The sequence below is a fragment of the Allobosea sp. NPDC055332 genome (assembly GCF_053645455.1).
Genome location: NZ_JBSHMO010000004.1, coordinates 42,744 through 62,736, shown reverse-complemented (window position 1 = coordinate 62,736; position 19,993 = coordinate 42,744). Strand labels below are relative to the sequence as shown.

19 protein-coding genes are annotated in these 19,993 nt (G+C 67.3%); 11 read left to right on the top strand and 8 right to left on the bottom strand.

Annotated features, from left to right (window positions below; genetic code table 11):
- Window positions 1-35 precede the first annotated feature (35 nt).
- From ACWIGM_RS21980 to ACWIGM_RS21965, 4 genes are read right to left on the bottom strand one after another with little or no spacing between them, the layout of a single operon-like run.
- Window positions 36-911 (bottom strand): metal ABC transporter permease, encoded by an 876-nt coding sequence (locus ACWIGM_RS21980; protein WP_454028098.1) that lies wholly within the window; start codon window positions 909-911, stop codon window positions 36-38.
- A 24-nt stretch (window positions 912-935) separates the two neighbouring features.
- Window positions 936-1,661: a zinc ABC transporter ATP-binding protein AztA gene (gene aztA, locus ACWIGM_RS21975; RefSeq protein WP_454028097.1), complete on the bottom strand. Its 726-nt coding sequence runs from the start codon at window positions 1,659-1,661 to the stop codon at window positions 936-938.
- 17 nt (window positions 1,662-1,678) lie between these two features.
- Complete coding sequence (locus ACWIGM_RS21970) at window positions 1,679-1,861, bottom strand: hypothetical protein (protein ID WP_454028096.1); 183 nt, start codon at window positions 1,859-1,861, stop codon at window positions 1,679-1,681.
- Window positions 1,862-1,868: 7 nt separating this feature from the next.
- Window positions 1,869-2,558: a DUF2161 domain-containing phosphodiesterase gene (locus tag ACWIGM_RS21965; protein ID WP_454028095.1), complete on the bottom strand. Its 690-nt coding sequence runs from the start codon at window positions 2,556-2,558 to the stop codon at window positions 1,869-1,871.
- 133 nt (window positions 2,559-2,691) lie between these two features.
- Here ACWIGM_RS21965 and ACWIGM_RS21960 point away from each other — a divergent pair, with 133 nt between their 5' ends.
- A complete protein-coding gene (locus tag ACWIGM_RS21960) occupies window positions 2,692-2,955 on the top strand; it encodes a hypothetical protein (protein ID WP_454028094.1) in 264 nt (87 codons plus the stop codon).
- A 153-nt stretch (window positions 2,956-3,108) separates the two neighbouring features.
- On the opposite strand, the gene ACWIGM_RS21955 is transcribed toward ACWIGM_RS21960, so the two are convergent.
- Window positions 3,109-4,710 (bottom strand): OpgD/OpgG family glucan biosynthesis protein, encoded by a 1,602-nt coding sequence (locus tag ACWIGM_RS21955; protein WP_454028093.1) that lies wholly within the window; start codon window positions 4,708-4,710, stop codon window positions 3,109-3,111.
- 293 nt (window positions 4,711-5,003) lie between these two features.
- On the opposite strand from ACWIGM_RS21955, the gene ACWIGM_RS21950 reads away from it, so the two are divergent.
- From ACWIGM_RS21950 to ACWIGM_RS21940, 3 genes are all read left to right on the top strand, one after another.
- Window positions 5,004-5,933 (top strand): TAXI family TRAP transporter solute-binding subunit, encoded by a 930-nt coding sequence (locus tag ACWIGM_RS21950; RefSeq protein WP_454028745.1) that lies wholly within the window; start codon window positions 5,004-5,006, stop codon window positions 5,931-5,933.
- Between the two features lie 76 nt (window positions 5,934-6,009).
- The gene (locus tag ACWIGM_RS21945; protein ID WP_454028092.1) at window positions 6,010-8,169 is read left to right on the top strand and encodes a TRAP transporter permease; all 2,160 of its coding nucleotides are present in this window, start codon (window positions 6,010-6,012) and stop codon (window positions 8,167-8,169) included.
- Complete coding sequence (locus ACWIGM_RS21940) at window positions 8,166-8,528, top strand: DUF1850 domain-containing protein (RefSeq protein WP_454028091.1); 363 nt, start codon at window positions 8,166-8,168, stop codon at window positions 8,526-8,528. The genes ACWIGM_RS21945 and ACWIGM_RS21940 overlap by 4 nt, the downstream gene beginning before the upstream one ends.
- A 3-nt stretch (window positions 8,529-8,531) precedes the next feature.
- On the opposite strand, the gene ACWIGM_RS21935 is transcribed toward ACWIGM_RS21940, so the two are convergent.
- Window positions 8,532-8,771, bottom strand: coding sequence for a hypothetical protein (locus ACWIGM_RS21935; protein ID WP_454028090.1), 240 nt, complete (start codon window positions 8,769-8,771; stop codon window positions 8,532-8,534).
- 113 nt (window positions 8,772-8,884) lie between these two features.
- On the opposite strand from ACWIGM_RS21935, the gene ACWIGM_RS21930 reads away from it, so the two are divergent.
- The 6 genes from ACWIGM_RS21930 to ACWIGM_RS21905 all read left to right on the top strand — a co-directional run bounded on the left by ACWIGM_RS21930 (window position 8,885) and on the right by ACWIGM_RS21905 (window position 14,375).
- On the top strand, window positions 8,885-10,474 hold the full coding sequence (locus ACWIGM_RS21930) for a gamma-glutamyltransferase family protein (RefSeq protein WP_454028089.1): 1,590 nt from the start codon (window positions 8,885-8,887) through the stop codon (window positions 10,472-10,474).
- Between the two features lie 27 nt (window positions 10,475-10,501).
- Window positions 10,502-11,698, top strand: coding sequence for an amidase (locus ACWIGM_RS21925; RefSeq protein WP_454028088.1), 1,197 nt, complete (start codon window positions 10,502-10,504; stop codon window positions 11,696-11,698).
- A 13-nt stretch (window positions 11,699-11,711) separates the two neighbouring features.
- Window positions 11,712-12,344, top strand: coding sequence for a nitrile hydratase subunit alpha (nthA, locus tag ACWIGM_RS21920; protein ID WP_454028087.1), 633 nt, complete (start codon window positions 11,712-11,714; stop codon window positions 12,342-12,344).
- On the top strand, window positions 12,341-13,000 hold the full coding sequence (gene nthB / locus ACWIGM_RS21915; protein ID WP_454028086.1) for a nitrile hydratase subunit beta: 660 nt from the start codon (window positions 12,341-12,343) through the stop codon (window positions 12,998-13,000). Before nthA ends, nthB begins: the two co-directional genes overlap by 4 nt.
- Complete coding sequence (locus ACWIGM_RS21910) at window positions 12,987-13,370, top strand: nitrile hydratase accessory protein (RefSeq protein ID WP_454028085.1); 384 nt, start codon at window positions 12,987-12,989, stop codon at window positions 13,368-13,370. The genes nthB and ACWIGM_RS21910 overlap by 14 nt, the downstream gene beginning before the upstream one ends.
- Window positions 13,371-13,448: 78 nt before the next feature.
- A complete protein-coding gene (locus tag ACWIGM_RS21905) occupies window positions 13,449-14,375 on the top strand; it encodes a DUF6454 family protein (protein ID WP_454028084.1) in 927 nt (308 codons plus the stop codon).
- A gap of 130 nt (window positions 14,376-14,505) precedes the next feature.
- On the opposite strand, the gene ACWIGM_RS21900 is transcribed toward ACWIGM_RS21905, so the two are convergent.
- Window positions 14,506-15,519, bottom strand: a complete 1,014-nt coding sequence (locus ACWIGM_RS21900; RefSeq protein WP_454028083.1) for a nickel/cobalt transporter — start codon at window positions 15,517-15,519, stop codon at window positions 14,506-14,508.
- Window positions 15,510-16,139, bottom strand: a complete 630-nt coding sequence (locus tag ACWIGM_RS21895; protein WP_454028082.1) for a DUF1007 family protein — start codon at window positions 16,137-16,139, stop codon at window positions 15,510-15,512. The genes ACWIGM_RS21900 and ACWIGM_RS21895 overlap by 10 nt, the downstream gene beginning before the upstream one ends.
- Before the next feature lie 301 nt (window positions 16,140-16,440).
- Here ACWIGM_RS21895 and ACWIGM_RS21890 point away from each other — a divergent pair, with 301 nt between their 5' ends.
- The gene (locus tag ACWIGM_RS21890; protein ID WP_454028081.1) at window positions 16,441-19,992 is read left to right on the top strand and encodes an indolepyruvate ferredoxin oxidoreductase family protein; all 3,552 of its coding nucleotides are present in this window, start codon (window positions 16,441-16,443) and stop codon (window positions 19,990-19,992) included.
- The last annotated feature ends 1 nt before the right edge of the window (window position 19,993 follow it).

Below are 19,993 nucleotides of genomic sequence, written 5' to 3'. Positions count from 1 at the left end.
ATGGCTCTCGCGCTATATGAAACACTATAACATAACTAGCGCTGGAGATGGGCCTTCGGCAAGAGCCGTCGCGCAAGCCCGCCCTGCGATCCCAGCAGGAGCGAGCCGAGATAGAGCGCGCCGGCCGAGAGGATGATCGCCGGCCCGGCCGGGAGATTGCTGCCAGCGGCATAGGAGGCGACAAGGCCGATATAGCCGGAGGCCATGCCGAAGCCGCTCGCGAGCAGGATCAGCCGGGTGATGTCGGCGGTCCAGAAGCGGGCGGCGGCCGCCGGCAGCATCATCAGGCCGACGGCAAGGAGCGTGCCGAGCGCATGGAAGCCGGCGACGAGATTGATCACGACGAGGCCGAGGAAAGTCAGATGGACGAAGCCGCCGGAGCGGCTGACCGAGCGCAGGAAGCCGGGATCGACGCATTCGAGCACGAGCGGTCGATAGGCCAGCGCCAGCACGCCGAGCGTCAGGCTGGCGACGCCGGAGAGCAGCACCAGCACGTCGTCGTCGAGCGCCAGCACATTGCCGAACAGGACGTGGAAGAGATCGACCGCCGAGCCGCGCAGCGAGACCAGGGTGACGCCGAGCGCCAGCGAGATCAGATAGAAGGCGGCGAGCGAGGCATCTTCCTTCAGCACCGTCAGGCGCGCTACGGCGCCGGCGGCGAGCGCCACGGTGAAACCGGCGACGAGCCCGCCCAGCGTCATTGCCGGCAGCGAGAAGCCGGCGACGAGATAGCCGAGCGCGGCGCCCGGCAGGATCGCATGCGCCATGGCGTCGCCGGTCAGGCTCATTCGCCGCAGCATCAGGAAGACGCCGACCGGCGCACCGGAGACCGAGAGCGCGATCACGCCGACCAGCGCCCGGCGCATGAAGTCGAATTCGGCGAAGGGGCCGATCAGCAGGTCGTAGAACATCGGCCTTGTCTTGGCTCTGGGCGTTCAGGCGGCACAGGGCGCGGCGTGGCTGTCGAAGGCCTCTACCATGCGGCGCGCCTTGAGCAGGTTGTTCGCCGTCAGCACCTCGCCGGTCTCGCCCCAGGCGATCGCCTCGCGCGCCAGCAGCAGCGTCTGCGGGAAGGCGCGCTTCACCGTCTCGATATCGTGCAGCACGGCGACCACGGTGCGGTTCTCGCCATGCCAGCGCTGGACCAGCGCGAGCAGGTCGGCGCTGGTGCGCGCATCGATCGCGGTGAAGGGCTCGTCGAGCAAAATGATGTCGGCGTCCTGCAGCAGGAGCCGGGCGAACAGCGCGCGCTGCATCTGCCCGCCAGAGAGCGTGCCGATGCTGCGGCTCTCGAAGCCGGTAAGGCCAACCGCGGCGATCGCCGCCTCGATTTTGCTGCGCTGACCAAAGCCGATCTTGCCGAAGATGCCGGCAGCGCCCCACAGGCCCATGGCGACGAGATCGTAGACATGGATCGGGAAGGAGCGGTCGAGCTCGGCCGATTGCGGCAGATAAGCGAGGCGCTTGCCCTTGGCGAGCGTCACCGTGCCGTCGAGCGGCGACAGCGCTCCCGCGATGGCCTTGAGCAGGGTCGACTTGCCGGCGCCGTTCGGCCCGACGATCGCCGTCAGGCTGCCCGGCGCGATCTCGCCGGAGAGATGATGCACCGCCGGATGGCGGTCATAGCCGAGGGTCAGATTGCTGAAACGGATGGCGGGCACGAGGGCGATACTCTTGTTCACACAATGACGGCGAAGGTCGCCGCCCACAGCACCAGGATCACACCGAAGGCCAGGCCGAGCCTTTGCCCGGCCGACAGCCGCAACAGCGACCAGCCAGGGACCTCGGCGGCAGTCTGGCGGTGATGGGCGTGATGATGAGCCATACCGAACGATATAATGTTACGCGCAATCGAAGACAAGCAGATCTCAAGCAGGCAGCTGGTCTTGCTCCTCGATGGCGGACGAAGGCGGAGACACCCACTGGGCCACCGCGCTGCGCCCGGTTGCGGTGAGCGCGTAAATTCCACGCCCCGAACGCTCGAACCAGCCATAGACGTTGCGATGCAGGATCTTCTGAACATCGGGGCAGGACGGCTTGAGATCGCGTGGCCGTTGCGGGGCGGCCGTCATGGCCGCGGCGCAGGCCAGCGCCTGCTGGCGATAGGCCGTCATGATCGGCTTGCGCGTACTGCCGCCCGTGGCGGGATCCCCCTGACGCCGCCGGTGCTCATCGACCAGCCGTGAGCGCCGCCGCGGGTCTTTCCGGGGTGTCGGCGCAACCGGAGAAACGAGCACAGCGACCTCGCCCGTCCTGCCGACACCCAGCAGGCCGAAACCGAGCCGCCGACAGAGATTGCGATATCTCGGATCGCTCTCTCGTCCCTTGCCCTTGGTCGAGAGCTGTGCGGCCAGCCAGATTTCGTCGCCGACACTCATGCGGTCGACGCCTTGCAGGATGAGCTCGAGGTTGAAACTCAGTTTCAGCTCGCCGATCACCACCACGGCGGGATCGTCATCCCGCAGCGCGACGAGATCGCAATGCCCGACCTCGCCCTTCACAGAGTAGCCGAGGCCTTCAAGGAAGCGTTTGACCGGGACGTAGAGAGACGTTTCCATACGGCACCCTGGACCAGTAGATGCTCCCATATGCCGTGCGAGTGGTTTCGGAGAGGCAAACGCCGTCGAGGATGCACCCGTCCGGTATCGGCGCTATCCACTGTCTCGATTGCAGCCGAACAGGAGCGGGCCAGTGAGTGCCGAGCAGGTGACCTTCAAAGCGATACGCGGCGGCGTCGCGACCAGGATAACAGCCGATGCGATCGAGATCGGCCTGCCTGACGGGCTGAGCTTCCGGATCATGGCCTTTGCCGGTCGCAAAGGCTCTGCCGTCCTGCACATGCCCGCCGACGACCCGCAGGCGCCGAGCTTCGACGTGTTCTGCGTCGAGCCCGGCGCGGCCAACACGCTGTTCATCTCCGTCGACCGGGCGCAGAAGCGCCAGATCGAGGGGTAGCGGCCCTCGCTCCAGACCCGTCTCGAAACTCGCTGCGGCGCGCCAGATGGCGGTGGTTTCGAGAACCGGAGCGCAGCGGACATTGGTCCGTGAGCACCGGAAGCGCAGAATGCGCCGTCAGATGGCCGCCGCAGTAGAGTTTCCGGGCGGGTCTCAGCCCGGCCAGTACTGGTAGAGCCAGGTCTCGGTCAGCACCTTGTCTCCGCCACGCAGGAAACAGCGCATCTCGACCGGGTCGGTGCCGTCGACGGTGAGGTCGAACTGCGCCCGCCAATGGCCGGGGACATCGTTCGGCACCGCCTCGGCGAAAATGTAGGAGAAGCTGCCGCGCGAGGCCGAGAGCACCACCTCCGGCTTGACCCCGAAGGGGATGTCCTCGAGCGCCGGCCCCTTGAACTCGATCATGAACTTGCGCACGCCCTTGGGGCGCGCTGTGCCGGGCTGGCCGCCATTGCCAAGCCTTGTCGCGACGACACGGCCGAGAGCCGGCGGGAACGGCTCATCGGCAAGCCAGTGCAGGCGATAGCGGAAATTATAGGCGTTGCCGGCCTTCGCGGGCGCTTCCGGCACCCACATTGCGACGATGTTGTCGTGGATCTCGTCATCGGTCGGGATTTCGATCAGTTGGACCGCGCCCTTGCCCCATTGACCGAGAGTCTCGATCCAGAGGCTCGGCCGGCGCTCGTAGAAGACGCCGTCGAGATAATGGCCGATTTCGCGGTCGCGCTGCATCAGCCCGAAGCCGCGCGGGTTCTCGTCGACGAAGGACGAAGCGACGGTGCGGCGCGGGTTGTTGAGCGGGCGCCAGGCCCGCTCGCCGCTACCGGTCCAGAGCGCGAGCCCGTCGGAATCGTGCACCTCCGGCCGCCAATCGACCATGGTCGTCTTGGCGGTCTCGGAATACCAGTACATCGAGGTCAGCGGCGCGATGCCGAGCCGGGCAACGTCCTTGCGCAGGTGCAGCTCCTGCTCGATCTCCATGTCGACGCCCTTGCCGCGATGCATGCGGAAGCGGAAGGCGCCGGCGACGCTCGGCCCCGAGAGCAGGGCGTAGACGATCACGTACTCGGCCGCTTCGCCCGGCGTCTCCAGCCAGACATGGGTGAAATCCGGAAACTCCTCCGGCCGGTCGCCGACCGCTGGGTCGACGGCGAGGCCGCGGGCCGAAAGCCCGTATTGGTAGAGCTCGCCGATGGCGCGGAAATAGGAGGCGCCGAGGAAGGCCACCCAGTCGTTCTTCTGCCAATCGAGCTTCTCGCCCTTGCGGCCGGGATGACCGGAACGGCTTTCCTGAAAGCGAAAGCCGGCGAAGCCGGCGCCCGGCGGCAATTGCTTGGCCGGTGAATCGGCCGGCATCTCGAAATAGCTCTCGTCGTAGACGATCTCGCGCGCCTTGCCGTCGTCGAGGACATGCATGCGCACCGGCTTCTGGAAGTAGCGGCCGAGATGGAAGAAGGTGACCGGCCAGGGCGAGGGTCCATTGGCCCAGAGCGCCAGCTCCGGCTTGAACCTGATCTTGCCATGGGCGTCGTAGTCGATCTTCTCGAGCACGTCGGGCTTGGGGTTCGGCGGCGGCTCATAGGGCTTGCCGGCGAGATCGCGAGCGCGCGCCTTCAAGCCGTCGAAGGAGAAGGCTTCGGCGGTGCCGAGCTTGAGCCCCTGCTGCGCCAGCGCCTGGCCGGAAAAACCCGCTGCGGCGAGGGCGGCCGTGCCGGCCGCGCCTGCGAGCAGCGTGCGGCGGTCGATCAGGGGCATGGTCGGCTGTCGCGGCTGCATTTGGCGGGGCGCTCCATCGGGGAAGATCAGGTGGAAGATGGTGTTTCCGGCTAGCCTGTCCAGCCGGCGAGGGCAATCTCCTGACCTTCCTGGCACCAGCAGGGCAGAAATCGCGCGCAATCGCGGCAATCCAGGCGGCTAGAGCTTTGGAACAACTTTTCTTTCGCCCCGCGAACGGCCTACAACTAGGGAAAGTCCGGCCGTCCGAGCCGGACCATATATCGGGAGGAACCATGACGACGCTGCTCGCCGGCCGCCGCTTTGCCGGGCTCATGACTGCCGTGATCATCGCCGTGACGCCAGTCGCGGCCAAAGCGCAGGACTTCATCAACGTGCTGACCGGCGGTACCTCCGGCGTCTACTATCCGATGGGCGTCGCGCTTTCGAAGATCTACGGCGACAAGATCGCCAATACCCGCCCCTCGGTACAGGCGACCAAGGCCTCGGTCGAGAATCTCGTGCTGCTGCAGCAGGGCCGCGGCGAGATCGCCTTCACCCTCGGCGATTCCCTCGACGCCGCCTGGAAGGGCGACGAGGAGGCCGGCTTCAAGAGCCCGCTGAAGAAGCTGCGCGGCATCACCGCGATCTATCCGAACTACGTCCAGATCGTCGCCTCGAAGGAGAGCGGCATCAAGACGCTGGCCGATCTCAAGGGCAAGCGCCTCTCGGTCGGCGCGCCGAAATCCGGCACCGAGCTCAACGCCCGCGCCATCCTCGGCGCCGCCGGCCTGTCCTACAAGGATCTCGGCAAGATCGAGTACCTGCCCTTCGCCGAGTCGGTCGAGCTGATGAAGAACCGCCAGCTCGACGCCACCCTGCAATCGGCCGGGCTCGGCGTCGCTTCGATCCGCGACCTCGCCAGCTCGGTCGAGATCGTCGTCGTCGAGGTGCCGAAGGCGGTGATCGACAAGGCTGGCCCACCCTTCATCAGCGCGCCGATCCCGGCCAACACCTATGGCGGCCAGACGACGGACGTGAACACGGCCGCCGTCGTGAACTACCTCGTCACCCATGAGGGCGTGAAGGAGGAGCTGGTCTACCAGATGACCAAAAACATCTTCGAGAATCTCGGCGAACTCGGCTCGTCGCATTCGGCCGGCAAGTCGATCAAGCTCGAGAACGCGCTCGACGGCATGCCCGTGCCCCTGCATCCGGGCGCAGCGCGCTATCTCAAGGAAAAAGGCCTGAAGGTCGGCTCCTGACAGGTGGCATGACCGAGGGGACAAGCGACGCCGGCTCCGCGTGAGCCGGCGTCGCCGCATTGCGGGGAACGAGGCGATGGCGCAGCAGACCACAGTGGCGGGGGCCGATACTGACCGGCTGCACGAGCTCTCCGGCGCGAGCGGCGCGCCGATCGAGAACGAAGCTCTCGACAATTTCGAGCACGGCTTTCCGCCCGGCTTCGGCCCCGGCAAATGGGGCTTGCTCGCCTATGCCGTGGCGCTCGCCTTCGCCTCCTTCCAGATCCTGATCTCGGCCTGGCATTTCTTGCCGAGCCAGGCGGTGCGCGGCGTCCATGTCGGCTTCCTGCTGCTGCTCTCCTTCGGCCTCGTCGCCAATTTCAAAGCGAAGACGGAAGCTGGCCGCTGGCTCGGCTGGGCGATCGGCCTGCTCGGCTTCCTGGTCGGCCTCTACCAGCTGATCTTCTATGCCGACCTGATCCTGCGCGACGGCGACCCGACCACGCTCGACCTCGTCGTCGGCTGCCTGCTCGCCATCCTTGTCTTCGAGGCCGCCAGACGCCTGATGGGCAATGCCCTGCCGATCATGTGCGGCGTCTGCCTGCTCTACTGGTTCTTCGGCCAGTATCTGCCCTCGCCGTTCAACCATCGCGGCTATGGCTTCGACCAGATCATCGGCCATCTCTCCTTCGGCACCGAGGGGCTCTACGGCGTGCCGACCTATGTCTCGGCCACCTACATCTTCCTGTTCATCGTCTTCGGCGCCTTCCTTGAGAAGGCCGGGATGATCCACCTCTTCAATGACGTCTCGCTCGGCCTGTTCGGCGGCGCGCGCGGCGGCCCGGCCAAGGTCGCGGTGTTCTCGTCGGGCCTGATGGGGATGATCTCGGGCTCCGGCGTCGCCAATGTCGTCACCGTCGGCCAGTTCACCATTCCGCTGATGATCAAGTTCGGCTACCGGCGCGCCTTCGCCGCCGGCGTCGAGGCCACCGCCTCGATGGGCGGACAGATCATGCCGCCGGTGATGGGCGCCGCCGCCTTCATCATGGCCGAGACGCTCGGCGTCGACTATTCCGAGATCGTCAAGGCAGCCGCGATCCCGGCCGTGCTCTATTTCGCCTCGGCCTTCTGGATGGTGCATCTGGAGGCCGGCAAGCATGGCCTCAAGGGCATCGAGCGCCATTTGCTGCCGAGCCCGCTCCGGGCGCTGCGCGAGCGCTGGTATCTGGCGCTGCCGCTCGCCGTGCTCGTCTTCATGCTGTTCCACGGCTTCACGCCGCTCTTCGCCGGCACGATCGGGCTCGCCCTCACCGTCGGCCTCTTGCTCGGTACCGGCGTCGCGCTCGGCTTCAAGACGACGACACTGCGCGTGATCTTCTGGGTCGGCCTCGGGCTGATCGCCGGGGCGCTGCTGCGCGAGGGCATGGATGTCCGCGTCGTCGGCGGCCTGATCCTGGCGCTCGTCCTGCTCAACGCCCTGACCATCGGCGGCCGGGCGACGCTCGCCATCTGCCGCGACGCGCTCGCCGACGCAGCCAAGACGGCGCTGCCGGTCGGCATCGCCTGCGCCATCGTCGGCACCATCATCGGCCTGATGACGCAGACCGGCATCGGCACCACCTTTGGTGCCTGGATCATCGGTCTCGGCAAGACCAGCCTGTTCCTGGCGCTGGTGCTGACCATGGTGCTCTCGATCCTGCTCGGCACCGGCATCCCGACGATCCCGACCTACATCATCGTCGCGGCGCTGGCCGCGCCGGCACTGGAAAAGCTCGGCGTGCCGCTGATCGTCAGCCACATGTTCGCCTTCTACTACGGCATCATGGCCGACCTCTCGCCGCCAGTGGCGCTGGCCGCACTGGCGGCGGCACCGATCGCCAAGGAGAACCCCGACAAGATCGGCTGGGAGGCGATGCGCGTCGCGCTCGCCGGCTACGTCATCCCCTTCATCGCCGTCTATTCGCCCGCACTGATGCTGCAACCGGGCGATCCGATGAGCGCGACGATCGGCTTCTGGCCGTCCGTGGTCTATGCGGTGATCAAGGCCAGCATCGCCATAGCCCTGTTCGGCATGGTCGCGATCGGCTTTCTGTTCGGGCGCCTGACCGTGATCGAGCGCGTGCTCTCGTTCGCCGCGGCTGTGATGCTGTTCGGCGAGTTTCCCTATAGCGACCCGCTCGGCTATGCGCTCGCCGCCGCGATCGTCGCTCGCCATTGGTGGGCCAATCGCCCTGACGGGTTGGAAAAGCCGGCATGATCTGCCTCGCCGCCGGGGCGCTGTTGATCCCGCTCGGCGCGAACGAGATCACGCTGTCCTGGCGGCATTCGGTGCAGAAATCGCTCTGGGAAGAGCTTTGGCAGCAAGGCCCCGAAGGCCTCGTCCTCGCCGAAGCCCGCGTGCAAGGCTCGGGCGCCGGCATGGATCCGCCTGATGGCGCAAAACTCGTCGATGGGTTCTGGCGCTGGAAACCGAACCTGCCTGCGCTGCCTGAAGTGGTGATGCGCCGCTCGGGCGCGACCGCCGACTGGCGGGTCTGCGTGGAGGGCCGCTGCCGATCGCTCGACGAATTGCTGTCGGCAGAGGCTGATCCGGTGGTGATGAAGCCGTGCGGCTGAGCCTCAGCTGCGGTGAGTCAGGCGCTCGATCTTCACGACGCGGCGCATGAAATTCACCAGCCCATAGGCGGCGAGCACCGAGAACAGCCCCATCAGCACATAGGCGACGATGGGCCCGAGCTCGAACAGGCCGGCGAGTGCCCAGCCGGACGCCAGCGCGACGCCGAAGATCTCGACCGCGATCAGGATGGCGAGCGAGATCACCATGATCACATTGCGCCAGTTGGTGCGGCCAGCCGCCATGCTTTTACCCTCGGAACCCATGCACGGACCGCCTAGCCTAGGCGGCGACGGCATGCAACAAAATCGCGCCTTCCGGCAAAATGGTCACGCCTGCCCCGAACGAAAAGAACCTGATGCCCGATTCTCCGGTTTTCAACTCGGCCGCCGTCGCCGCACCCCACCGTCTCGCATCCGAAGCCGGGCGCGCCATCCTCGCCGAGGGCGGCAATGCGATCGAGGCGATGGTCGCCATGGCCGCAACCATCGCCGTGGTCTACCCGCACATGAACGCCATCGGCGGCGACGGCTTCTGGCTGGTGCACGAGCCCGGCGGCAAGGTCCATGCGATCGAGGCCTGTGGCCCGGCGGGGAGCCTCGCCACGATCGGGCGCTATCGCGAGAAAGGCCATGACACGCTGCCGGCGCGCGGCCCGGATGCGGCGATCACCGTCGCCGGCGCGATCGGCGGCTGGCAGGCGGCGCTCGCCTTGTCGAACAGCCTCGGCGGCAAGCTACCGCTGAAGGATTTGCTCACCGACGCGATCCGCCACTGCACCGAGGGCTACGATATCTCGGAGTCGGAGCTGCGCACCTGGCCGCAGGAGGTCGATGCCGTGAAGGCGGCGCCTGGCTTCAGCGAGTTCTTCTGGCCGAGCGGCGAACGGCCCAAGGCCGGCGACCGCCGCAAGCCCACAGCGCTCGGCGCGACGCTGGAGCAGCTCGCCCATGCCGGGCTCGACGATTTCTATCGCGGCGATATCGGCCGCGAGCTCGCCGAAGACCTCGGGCGCTTTGGCGCACCCGTCACCCGCGCAGATCTCGAAGCCTTCCGCGCCCGGACTGTCCAGGCGCTATCGCTGAAGCTGCCGGGGCTCACGGTCTATAATTTCCCGCCGCCGACGCAGGGCCTCACCGCCCTGATGATCCTCGGCATCTTCGAGAAGCTCGGCGTCACCCGGCCGGAGAGCTTCGACCACCACCACGGCCTCGTCGAGGCGGTGAAGCGGGCGCTCGCCATCCGCGACAAGGTCGTCACCGACCCGGCTTTCATGACGGTCGACCCGGCGAGCCTCCTCACAGACGCCGCCCTGGAACGCGAGGCCGCGAAGATCGACCGCAAGCGTGCCGCGAGCTGGCCGTTCCGCCCCGGCGAGGGCGATACGATCTGGATGGGCGCGATCGACGGCTCCGGCCTCGCAGTGTCCTATATCCAGTCGCTCTACTGGGAATATGGCTCCGGCTGCATCCTGCCGAAGACCGGCGTCAACTGGCAGAACCGCGGCGTCTCCTTCTCGCTCGATGCGAAGGCGCTGAATCCGCTGATGCCCGGCCGCAAGCCGTTCCACACGCTCAATCCGCCGCTCGCCCGCTTCGACGATGGCCGGATCATGAGCTATGGCGCGATGGGCGGCGACGGCCAGCCGCAGTTCCAGGCGCAGATCCTGTCGCGCTATCGCTTCGGCCAGGGCGTCGCCGACGCGGTCGATGCGCCGCGCTGGCTCTTCGGCCGGACCTGGGGTGCCGGCTCGATCTCGCTCAAGCTCGAGAACCGCTTCGACCCGATGCTGCTGGCCAGGCTGACCGCCGCCGGGCACCCGGTCGAGGAATACAGCGAGGCCTATTCCGACCAGTTCGGCCATGCCGGCATGCTGGTGAAGCATCAGAAGGGCCATGTCGAGGCGACGCATGATCCGCGCTCGGATGGCGACGCACGCGGCATCTGATTGAGATCTGGGGGGATCTGAGAACACATGATCGAGAACGACCCGTTCCGCTGCTTCGTGCCCTATCCGGACGCGCCGGTAAAGCATGCCTCCTCCGGCCCGCTCTCCGGGCTGACGCTCGCGGTCAAGGACCTGTTCGACGTCAAGGGCTACCCGACCGGGGCGGGCTCGCCGACCGTGCTGGCGCTGTCGGGGATCAAGACCAAGACGGCGCCGATCGTGAAGGCCTTCCTGGAGGCCGGAGCCCGCTTCGTCGGCAAGACCCACACCGACGAGCTCGCCTTCTCGCTCAACGGCAAGAACGCTCATTTCGGGTCGCCCGTGAATCCGGCAGCGCCTGACCGGATCACCGGCGGCTCCTCCTCCGGCTCGATGGCGGCGGTGGCCGGCCGGCTCGCCGACATCGGCCTCGGCTCCGACACCGGCGGCTCGGTCCGGGCGCCGGCCAGCTATGGCGGCCTGTTCGGCATCCGTCCGACCCATGGCCGGCTCTCGCTGAAGCGGGCCTGGCCGCTGGCCGAGAGCCTGGATACCGCCGGCTTCTTCGCGCGGGACGGCGAGGTCTTCGCCCGCGCTGCCAATGCCGTCCTCGGCAAGGACCGGGTGAGCCTGCCGGAGACGCCGCGCCTCCTCCTCGCCGACGACCTTTTCGCCCAGGCCGTGCCGGAAGCCGAGCGCATCCTGCGCAATGTCGTGCAGCGCATCGTGCCGATCCTCGGCCAGCCCGAGACCGTGCGCGCCGTCAGCGACATGGACGCGCTGTACTGGGCCTTCCGCTGGATCCAGGGCCGCGAGGCCTGGGCTTCGGATGGCGCGATGATCGAGCGCCATGCCATGCCGCTCGGCCCCGGCGTCGCCGAGCGCTTCGCCTTCGGCAAGGCGGTCAGCGATGCCGAAGTCGCGCGCGGCGAGAACGTGCGAAAAGCCTTCCGCGCGAAGCTCGCCAAGCTGCTCGGCAAGGACGGCGTGCTGATGCTGCCGACGGTGCCCGATGTCGCGCCGCTGGTCAGCGCCGGCGAGCCCGAGCTCGAGGATTTTCGCAACCGTGCCCTGCGCCTGCTCTGCCTTGCGGGCCTGTCCGGCTTCCCGCAGATTTCGATCCCCGTCGCGCATCGCGACGACGCGCCGCTGGGGCTGTCGGTGATCGGGCCGAAGGGCTCGGACAAATCGCTCGCCGCCTTCGCCGTGAGGTTCGAGCGGGCGGCGCGGATCAGGCTGGCATGACGAGGAGGGCCCGATGAGCGGCCACGATCATCACCATCATCATGACCACGAGCACGACAACCACTTCACCCCGATCGAAGCGCGGGTGAAAGCGCTGGAATCGCTGATGGTCGAGAAGGGCTATGTCGACCCCAGCGCGCTCGACGCGATCATCGACACCTATGAGACCAAGATCGGCCCGCGCAATGGCGCCCGCGTCGTCGCCAAGGCCTGGAGCGACCCGGCCTATGCCGCGCGGCTGAAGGCGGACGGCACCGCCGCCGTCGCCGAGCTCGGCTATGGCGGTCGCGGCGGCGAGCACATCGTCGCCTGCTTCAACACGCCAGAGGAGCACAACCTCATCGTCTGCACCCTGTGCTCCTGCTATCCGTGGCCGGTGCTCGGCCTGCCCCCGGTCTGGTACAAATCGCCGCCCTATCGCGCCAAGGCGGTGATCGACCCACGCGGCACCCTCGCCGATTTCGGCGTGAGCCTGCCCGAAGGCCAGCGCATCCGCGTCTGGGATTCGACCGCCGAGACCCGCTTCATCGTCATCCCCATGCGCCCTGCAGGCACTGAGGGCTGGAGCGAGGACGAATTGGCGTCGATCGTCAGCCGCGACTCGATGATCGGCGTCGGCCTGCCCTCTCCGGAGGATAAGCCATGAACAGCGCCCACGACCTCGGCGGCCAGATGGGCTTCGGCCCGGTCGTGCCGGAGAAGGACGAGCCGATCTTCCACGCCGATTGGGAGAAGAAGGTCCTGGCGATCAATGTCGCTGCCGGCGCCATGGGCGCCTGGACGATCGACGGTATCCGCCATGCCCGCGAGAGCCTGCCACCGGCGCAGTATCTGTCGTCGAGCTACTACCAGATCTGGCTGGCGGCGCTCGACAAGGTGCTGATCGAGCAGGGCTTCCTGAGCAAGGACGAATTGGCCTCCGGCGTCGCCGGCAGCACCCGCCGGGAACCCAAGCGTGTCCTGAAAGGCGAGGAGGTCCCGACCGTCCTGCGCCGCGGCTTCCCCTATGAGCGCGAGGCGCCAGCACCGGCCCGCTTCAAGGTCGGCGACACCGTTCGCACCATCGTGATGCACCCGCAGCATCATACCCGCCTGCCGCGCTATGCCCGCGGCAAGCAGGGCGTGGTCGAGCTGGTCACCGGCTGCCATGTCTTCCCGGACACCGGCGCCCATGGCGCGCCCGAGACGGCGCAATGGCTCTACACCGTCGTCTTCACCGGACCTGAGCTCTGGGGCCGCGACGCCGATCCGACATCGACCGTCAGCATCGAGGCCTGGGAGAGCTATCTTGAGCCGGCCTGACGCTGCTCTCACAGACGCACTCGCGGCCGGCACGCCGATCCCGCGCGACGCCGAGGGCCCGGTCTTCGCCGAGCCCTGGCAGGCGCAGGCCTTCGCCCTCGTCGTCGCCTTGCAGAACCGCGGCGTCTTCAGCGCGGATGAATGGGCGCAGGCGCTCGGCGGCGAAATCCGCGAGGCCCTGGCCAATGGCGGCTGCCGCGACGGCTCCGACTATTACGAGCGCTGGAGCGAGGCGCTCGAGCACCTGCTGATCGAGAAGGGCCTCGCCTCGCATGACGGGGTCGACGCCCGCGCCGCCGCCTGGGAGCGGGCCGCCGAGGCGACGCCACACGGCAAGCCGATCCTGCTGGAGAACGATCCGCTGCGCTGAACGCGGCTTTGCATCCTCGTCACGAAGCGCAACTATGCCGGCAGCGCCCGACAACGGGACTGCCGCAGGAGGATCGCGATGAGGACCGCAATGATGGCACTCGCAGCCGCAGCGCTGGCGACGACGGCACAAGCCGCCGATCCCGCACTCAACGCGCTGCTCCCGAAGCTGACGCGGTCGACGCAATGGACGCAGAAGGCCGCGATCGAGCTGCAGTTCCCGACGCATCATCCGCAGGGGATGGTCAAGATCGGCGACGCCTTCTTCATCTCCTCGGTCGAGATCAAAAAGCCGACGACGCGCTATACCGAGCCGAAGGACGGCTATGACCGCGACACCGGCGAAGGCGCCGGCCACCTCTTCAAGGTCGATGCGCAGGGCAAGCTCATCGGCAGCGTCACGCTCGGCGAAGGCTCGGTCTATCATCCCGGCGGCATCGACTTCGACGGCAAGGATCTCTGGGTTCCGGTCGCCGAGTATCGGCCGAACAGCCAGTCGATCATCTACAAGGTCGACCCCGAGACGTTGAAGGCGACCGAGGTCTTCCGCTTCAAGGACCATGTCGGCGGCATCGTCCACAACACCGACGGCAAGTCGCTGCACGGCGTCAGCTGGGGCTCGCGCCGCTTCTACGCCTGGCCGCTCGGCGCCGACGGCAAGATCACCAACGCCGATGCCGCGCCGGAGAGCCTGCGCGTCGCGAACCCGGCGCTCTATATCGACTATCAGGACTGCCACTATATCGGCATGGGCCGGATGCTCTGCTCCGGCCTCAACAACTACCGCGCCAGCAAGGACGGCCCGGTCTTCCGTCTCGGCGGCTTCGAGATCGTCGACCTCCGGGATAACCGCCCGGTCTTCCAGATGCCGGTCGAGCTCTGGTCGCCTTCGGGCCTGCCGATGACGCAGAACCCGTTCTGGGTCGAGCCGGCGAGCGAGGGCGTGCGCGCCTATTTCTTGCCTGATGACGACAAGTCGACGCTGTTCGTCTACGAGGCGAAGTGAAGGTTTTGCTTCTCCCCTCGGGGGAGAAGGTGGCAGCGCGAAGCGCCGACGGATGAGGGAAGGACCGCTCGCCCAGTCGAAGCGCCCTCATCCCCCTGCCGGACCTTCTCCCCCGAGGGGAGAAGGAGGCTTAACTCCCCTGCCCTGCGGCCCATAGGCCGAAGAACAGCGCCGCGCCGAGCACCGCGACGAAGGCGGCCGCCAGCACTTCGAGCCCGGCAATGATCCGGGCTCCTTTCAGCGAACCGCCACCGGCGAAGCGCAGCGCCGCGAACTTGAAGAACACCGCAAGTGCCGCCAGCGCGCCGGTGGTCAGCGCCGTGCCGAGCGCCATGGCGAAGGTCGCGGCTATGCCGGCCCAGAGCAGGCCCTGCGCATTGGCGAAGACGAGGATGATCAGCGCCCCCGCGCAGGGACGCAGGCCCGCCGCCAGCACGACGCCGGCCATCTCGCGGAACGAGCGCAGGCGCGAGACCTCATCGGCACCCGGCATATGGACGTGGTCGCAGGTTGCGGGATCGTGCGCCGCGCCGCCGAGCGCGACAAGGTTGCCGGCCTTGCGCCAGAGCACAAAGAGCCCGACCAGCGCGACGAGCGCGAAGCTGCCCTGCTCGATCACCCAGGTTGTCGAGGCCATGGTCTTGGCGGTCGCGTTCAGCGCCAGCGTCAGCGCACCGACCAGCGCGATCGCCACCAGCGCCTGCACGATCGCCGCTGCGAAGCTCAAAGCGAGCCCACGCTTCAGGCTACGGTTGTCGGCGACGATGTAACCGGAGATCACCGCCTTGCCGTGGCCGGGGCCAGCGGCGTGGAAGACGCCATAGGCGAAGGCAAGTCCGAGCAGGCCGGGCAATGCCGCCGGCGATTGCGCGATGCCTTTCAGCGTTGCCGTCAGCTCGCGATAGAAGCTCGACTGCCAGGCGAGAATGACCGCGCCGATGCCCGTCGTCGCCGGCAGCGCCTCGCGCGGCAAGGCCGTGCCGAACGGGTTGCGCGGCGGCGGGGGTGGCGGCGGGAAATAAAGACTGGCCAGCCAGGCGACCAGCCCGAGCGCACCTGCGACCAAAACGAGCGCCAGCAGCGCGACGAGCAGCCGGCGCGGCCAGAGCAGCAGGCCCGGCGCGGCGGGAGCGCTCAGGGACATGCCACCAGCGCCCTGGTGGTGACCTGATAGGCGCTCATATCAGGGGTCGCGGTGATATCCTCCTGCGCCAGGCGCTGCTGCGTCGCCGCGTCGAGCTTGGGCGGGCGCATGATCCGGACGATGCAGCCCTTGGGCGCATCGCGCGCCGCCACCGCATCGGCTTCCTCGCCGATCTCGAAGGCGACGAAATAGGTGGGGTCGCCGACCTCGATGCCGAAGGAACGGTTGGCCGTCGCCGGCGTCTTCAGCGGCAGCGTATAGGTCAGCGTCAGGATCTTGTTTTCATAGGCGAGCGAGGCTTCGCCCGGCGTGCCGAATTCCTGCACCTTGCCGTTCGCCTTGGCGATGGTGAAGAAGCCGACATCCGGCAGCGATTCCATATTGACCTTGGCGAGCTCGGTCAGTTCGTCCGGGGTGATCTTGCCATCGCCGTTCTTGTCGAGGCCCTGGACCATATAGGCCGAATAGGCCTCGTCGAAGCTCCAGCGATGGCGCAGCGCCTTCACGGCGCCGCTGGCGTCATAGAGGATCTCGGTGCGCGAGGTCACGAAGACGTGCGGGTGCGCCAGCGCCGGCAAGGCAAGGCCGAGCCAGGCCGAAATAGCAGCGAGCAGCGTCATAAGTGTCGAGTATCGCGGCACGCGGCAATTTCCTCGAATCTGCGGCGAATCCGGCCGAGCCTTCATACAAAAACGCGCCTTGCGCGCCTACCCTTGCAATCCCGTGCCGTGAGCCCTGCCGGCATCGCCCGCAAAGGCGGCCAAATCGCGGCGTTAGCGGTGTCGGCCAGTCTGGAATCACCCCAGGGTGATTTGACGATATCACGTCAGTTATGACAGCTTTGCTGACGTAATAACGAATTGGAGACCGGCGCTACCGGTCCCTATAGTTGATGGATATGCGATCGTCGGGAGGTCGGCCATGGCCGGTACGCAGCAGACTTCGCAGGACAGCGCGGCGAACCAGCCGGAGCTGAGAGCAGTCGCGCTCGACGACAAATACGACCTCTCCAAGCAGCAGATCTTCCTGACCGGCACGCAGGCCATCGCCCGCATGCTGCTGGTCCAGCACGAGCGCGACCGGCGCGCCGGGTTAAACACCGCGGGCTTCGTCTCCGGCTATCGCGGCTCGCCGCTCGGCGGGCTCGACCAGCAGCTCGCCCGCGCCGGCAAGCAGCTCAAGCCCGCCAACATCGTCTTCCAGCCCGGGCTCAACGAGGATCTCGCTGCCACCGCGATCTGGGGCACGCAGCAGGCCGAGCTCTCCGGCGAGGGCAAATATGACGGCGTCTTCGCGCTCTGGTACGGCAAGGGCCCGGGCGTCGACCGCACCGGCGACGTGTTCCGCCATGGCAACATGGCCGGCACCTCGCGCCATGGCGGCGTGCTCTGCCTGATGGGCGACGACCATACAGCGGAGTCCTCGACCAACGCCCACCAGACCGAGTTCGTGCTGGTCGACCGGATGATGCCGATCCTGAACCCGGCCGGCGTCCAGGAGATCATGGACTATTCCCTGCACGGCTTTGCGCTCTCGCGCTTCGCCAGCGTCTGGGTCGGCCTGAAATGCGTCAAGGACAACATCGAATCGACCGCCTCGGTCGACGGCTCGATCGACCGGGTCAGCATCGCGATCCCCGATGATTTCGTCATGCCGCCGGGCGGTCTCAGCATCCGCCGCGAGCTCGACTTTCTCGATCAGGAAAAGCGCCTTCACCTTCACAAGCGCGCCGCCATCCTCGCCTATCTGCGCGCCAACAAGCTTAACCAGACCATCCTCTCTGGCGGGCAAACGCCACGCATCGGCATCATCACCGTCGGCAAATCCTATCTCGACGTGCGCCAGGCGCTGGAGGAGCTCGGCCTCGACGAGGTCCGCGCCAATGATCTCGGCATCCGCCTGTTCAAGATCGCCTGCCCCTGGCCGCTCGACCCGCAGGAGCTGAAGGACTTCGCTGATGGTCTCGACCTCGTCATGGTCGTCGAGGAGAAGCGCTCGCTGATCGAGGTCCAGCTGCGCGAGGAGCTTTACGGCACCGCCCATCAGCCCATGGTGATCGGCAAGAAGGACGAGCAGGGCGAGTGGCTCTTCCCCGTCCATGGCGCGCTCGATCCCAACGACATCGCCATCGCGCTCGGCGCCCGCCTGCTGCAATACCGTGATGATCCGGCGCTCAGGGCTCGGCTGGAGGAGATCGCCGCGGCACAGGGCCGGCTCGCCGAGGCGCAGGAAGTCGCCAAGCGCACGCCCTATTTCTGCTCGGGCTGCCCGCACAATTCCTCGACCGTCGTGCCTGAGGGCTCGCGCGCCTATGCCGGCATCGGCTGCCACTACATGGTGCAGTGGATGGACCGCGACACCACCGGCTTCACCCAGATGGGTGGCGAAGGCGCCAACTGGGTCGGCGAAGCGCCGTTCTCGAAGCGCGGCCACGTCTTCCAGAATCTCGGCGACGGCACCTACACCCATTCCGGCTCGCTCGCGATCCGCTGGGCCGTCGCCTCCGGCGTCAACATCACCTACAAGCTTCTCTACAACGACGCCGTCGCCATGACCGGCGGCCAGCAGGCCGAAGGCCATCTCTCGCCCGACCAGATGGCCCGGCAGGTCGCGGCCGAGGGCGTCTCGCGCATCGCGGTCGTCTCCGACGATCCCGACAAGTACCCGGCCGGCACGCTCTGGCCTCCGGGTACCACCCTGCACCACCGCGACGATCTTGACGCCGTCCAGCGCGAGCTTGCGACCGGCAGCGGCGTCTCGCTGCTGCTCTACGACCAGACATGTGCCACCGAGAAGCGCCGCAGGCGCAAACGCGGCGCCTATCCCGATCCGGACAAGCGCGTCATCGTCAACGAGCTGGTCTGCGAGGGTTGCGGCGATTGCGGGGTGAAGTCAAACTGCGTCTCGGTGCAGCCGCTCGAGACCGAGTTCGGCCGCAAGCGCCAGATCGACCAGTCAAACTGCAACAAGGACTTTTCCTGCGTGAAGGGCTTTTGCCCCTCCTTCGTCACTGTGCATGGCGCGCGGCCGAAGAAGGCGGAGCCGCGCACGATGGATGCCTCGGCGCTCGGCGCTAGCGAATTACCCGAGCCGAAGGTGCCGGCGCTCGACCGCAATTTCGCTGTTATCGTCACCGGCGTCGGCGGTACCGGCGTCGTCACCATCGGCGCGATCCTCGGCATGGCCGCGCATCTCGAAGGCAAGGGCTGCGGCATGATCGACATGGCCGGCCTCGCCCAGAAGGGCGGCGCCGTGTTCAGCCATGTCCGCCTCGCCCCGACGCCGGAGGAAATCCACGCCATCCGCGTCGCCGCCGGTCAGGCCGACCTCGTGCTCGGCTGCGATCTCACCGTCACCGGCTCGAAGAAGGTGCTGGGCGCAATCCGTCCCGGCTCGACCGTGGTGGTCAACACCGCCGAGAGCCTGCCGGGTGACTTCACCCGCAACGCCGATTTCTCGCTGCCGACCGAGCGATTGAAGCGGGCGATCGTCTCGGCCTCCGGCCGCGACAATACCCATCTCGTCGATGCGACGGCCGCAGCCGTCTCCTTCCTCGGCAATGCCATCGCCGCCAACATGTTCATGCTCGGCTATGCTTGGCAGCATGGCGGCGTGCCGCTCTCGCGGGCATCGCTGCTGCGCGCCATCGAGCTCAACGGCGAAGCCGTGGCGATGAACAGCCGAGCCTTCGAGCTCGGCCGCCGCGCCGCGCATGATCCCGCTGACCTGCTCGCGGCACTCGCCGAGGCCAAGGCCCCGACCGAAGCGCGCCAGATCTCGCAGAGCCTGGACGAGATCGTCGCCCGCCGCGTCGATTTCCTCACCGGCTACCAGAATGCCGCCTATGCGGCGCGCTATCGCGACCTCGTCGAAACGGTCCGCGCCAGGGAGGCGAGCGTGCTTCCCGGCCAGAACGCGCTGGCCGAGGCTGTCGCGCGCTATCTCTTCAAGCTGATGGCCTACAAGGACGAGTACGAGGTCGCCCGCCTCTACAGCGACGGCGCCTTCCGCAAGCAGCTCGCCGCAACCTTCGAGCAGGACAGCGGCACCGGCCAACCGCTCCGCCTCGAATTCCATCTCGCTCCGCCATTGCTGGCGAAGCGCGATCCCAGTACCGGCCTGCCGCGCAAGATGAGTTTCGGGCCATGGATGCTGGGCGCCTTCGGTTTGCTGGCCAAGCTGAAAGGCCTGCGCGGCACCGCCTTCGACGTCTTCGGCTATACGCAGGAGCGCAAGACCGAGCGCCGGCTGATCGCCGACTACGAGGCGCTGATCGCCGAGATCCTGGGCAAGCTCTCGCCGCAGAACCACGCGCTCTGCGTCGCCCTGGCCGCGATCCCCGAGAAGATCCGCGGCTTCGGCCACGTCAAGGAGCGCCATCTCACCGCCGCCAAGGCCGAGGAAGCCGAACTGCTGAAGCGCCTGCGTGACGGCTCGGCCGGGGCGTTGGCGATGCCGCGGGCGGCCGAATAGC

What these genes read in the sequence shown, in the direction of transcription:
- ACWIGM_RS21980 (WP_454028098.1), bottom strand. Translation starts at nt 911, where the DNA reads ATGTTCTACGACCTGCTGATCGGCCCCTTCGCCGAATTCGACTTCATG.
- ACWIGM_RS21965 (WP_454028095.1), bottom strand. Translation starts at nt 2,558, where the DNA reads ATGGAAACGTCTCTCTACGTCCCGGTCAAACGCTTCCTTGAAGGCCTC.
- ACWIGM_RS21955 (WP_454028093.1), bottom strand. Translation starts at nt 4,710, where the DNA reads ATGCCCCTGATCGACCGCCGCACGCTGCTCGCAGGCGCGGCCGGCACG.
- ACWIGM_RS21950 (WP_454028745.1), top strand. Translation starts at nt 5,004, where the DNA reads ATGACTGCCGTGATCATCGCCGTGACGCCAGTCGCGGCCAAAGCGCAG.
- ACWIGM_RS21945 (WP_454028092.1), top strand. Translation starts at nt 6,010, where the DNA reads ATGGCGCAGCAGACCACAGTGGCGGGGGCCGATACTGACCGGCTGCAC.
- ACWIGM_RS21940 (WP_454028091.1), top strand. Translation starts at nt 8,166, where the DNA reads ATGATCTGCCTCGCCGCCGGGGCGCTGTTGATCCCGCTCGGCGCGAAC.
- ACWIGM_RS21935 (WP_454028090.1), bottom strand. Translation starts at nt 8,771, where the DNA reads ATGGCGGCTGGCCGCACCAACTGGCGCAATGTGATCATGGTGATCTCG.
- ACWIGM_RS21930 (WP_454028089.1), top strand. Translation starts at nt 8,885, where the DNA reads ATGCCCGATTCTCCGGTTTTCAACTCGGCCGCCGTCGCCGCACCCCAC.
- ACWIGM_RS21925 (WP_454028088.1), top strand. Translation starts at nt 10,502, where the DNA reads ATGATCGAGAACGACCCGTTCCGCTGCTTCGTGCCCTATCCGGACGCG.
- nthA (WP_454028087.1), top strand. Translation starts at nt 11,712, where the DNA reads ATGAGCGGCCACGATCATCACCATCATCATGACCACGAGCACGACAAC.
- nthB (WP_454028086.1), top strand. Translation starts at nt 12,341, where the DNA reads ATGAACAGCGCCCACGACCTCGGCGGCCAGATGGGCTTCGGCCCGGTC.
- ACWIGM_RS21905 (WP_454028084.1), top strand. Translation starts at nt 13,449, where the DNA reads ATGAGGACCGCAATGATGGCACTCGCAGCCGCAGCGCTGGCGACGACG.
- ACWIGM_RS21900 (WP_454028083.1), bottom strand. Translation starts at nt 15,519, where the DNA reads ATGTCCCTGAGCGCTCCCGCCGCGCCGGGCCTGCTGCTCTGGCCGCGC.
- ACWIGM_RS21895 (WP_454028082.1), bottom strand. Translation starts at nt 16,139, where the DNA reads ATGACGCTGCTCGCTGCTATTTCGGCCTGGCTCGGCCTTGCCTTGCCG.
- ACWIGM_RS21890 (WP_454028081.1), top strand. Translation starts at nt 16,441, where the DNA reads ATGGCCGGTACGCAGCAGACTTCGCAGGACAGCGCGGCGAACCAGCCG.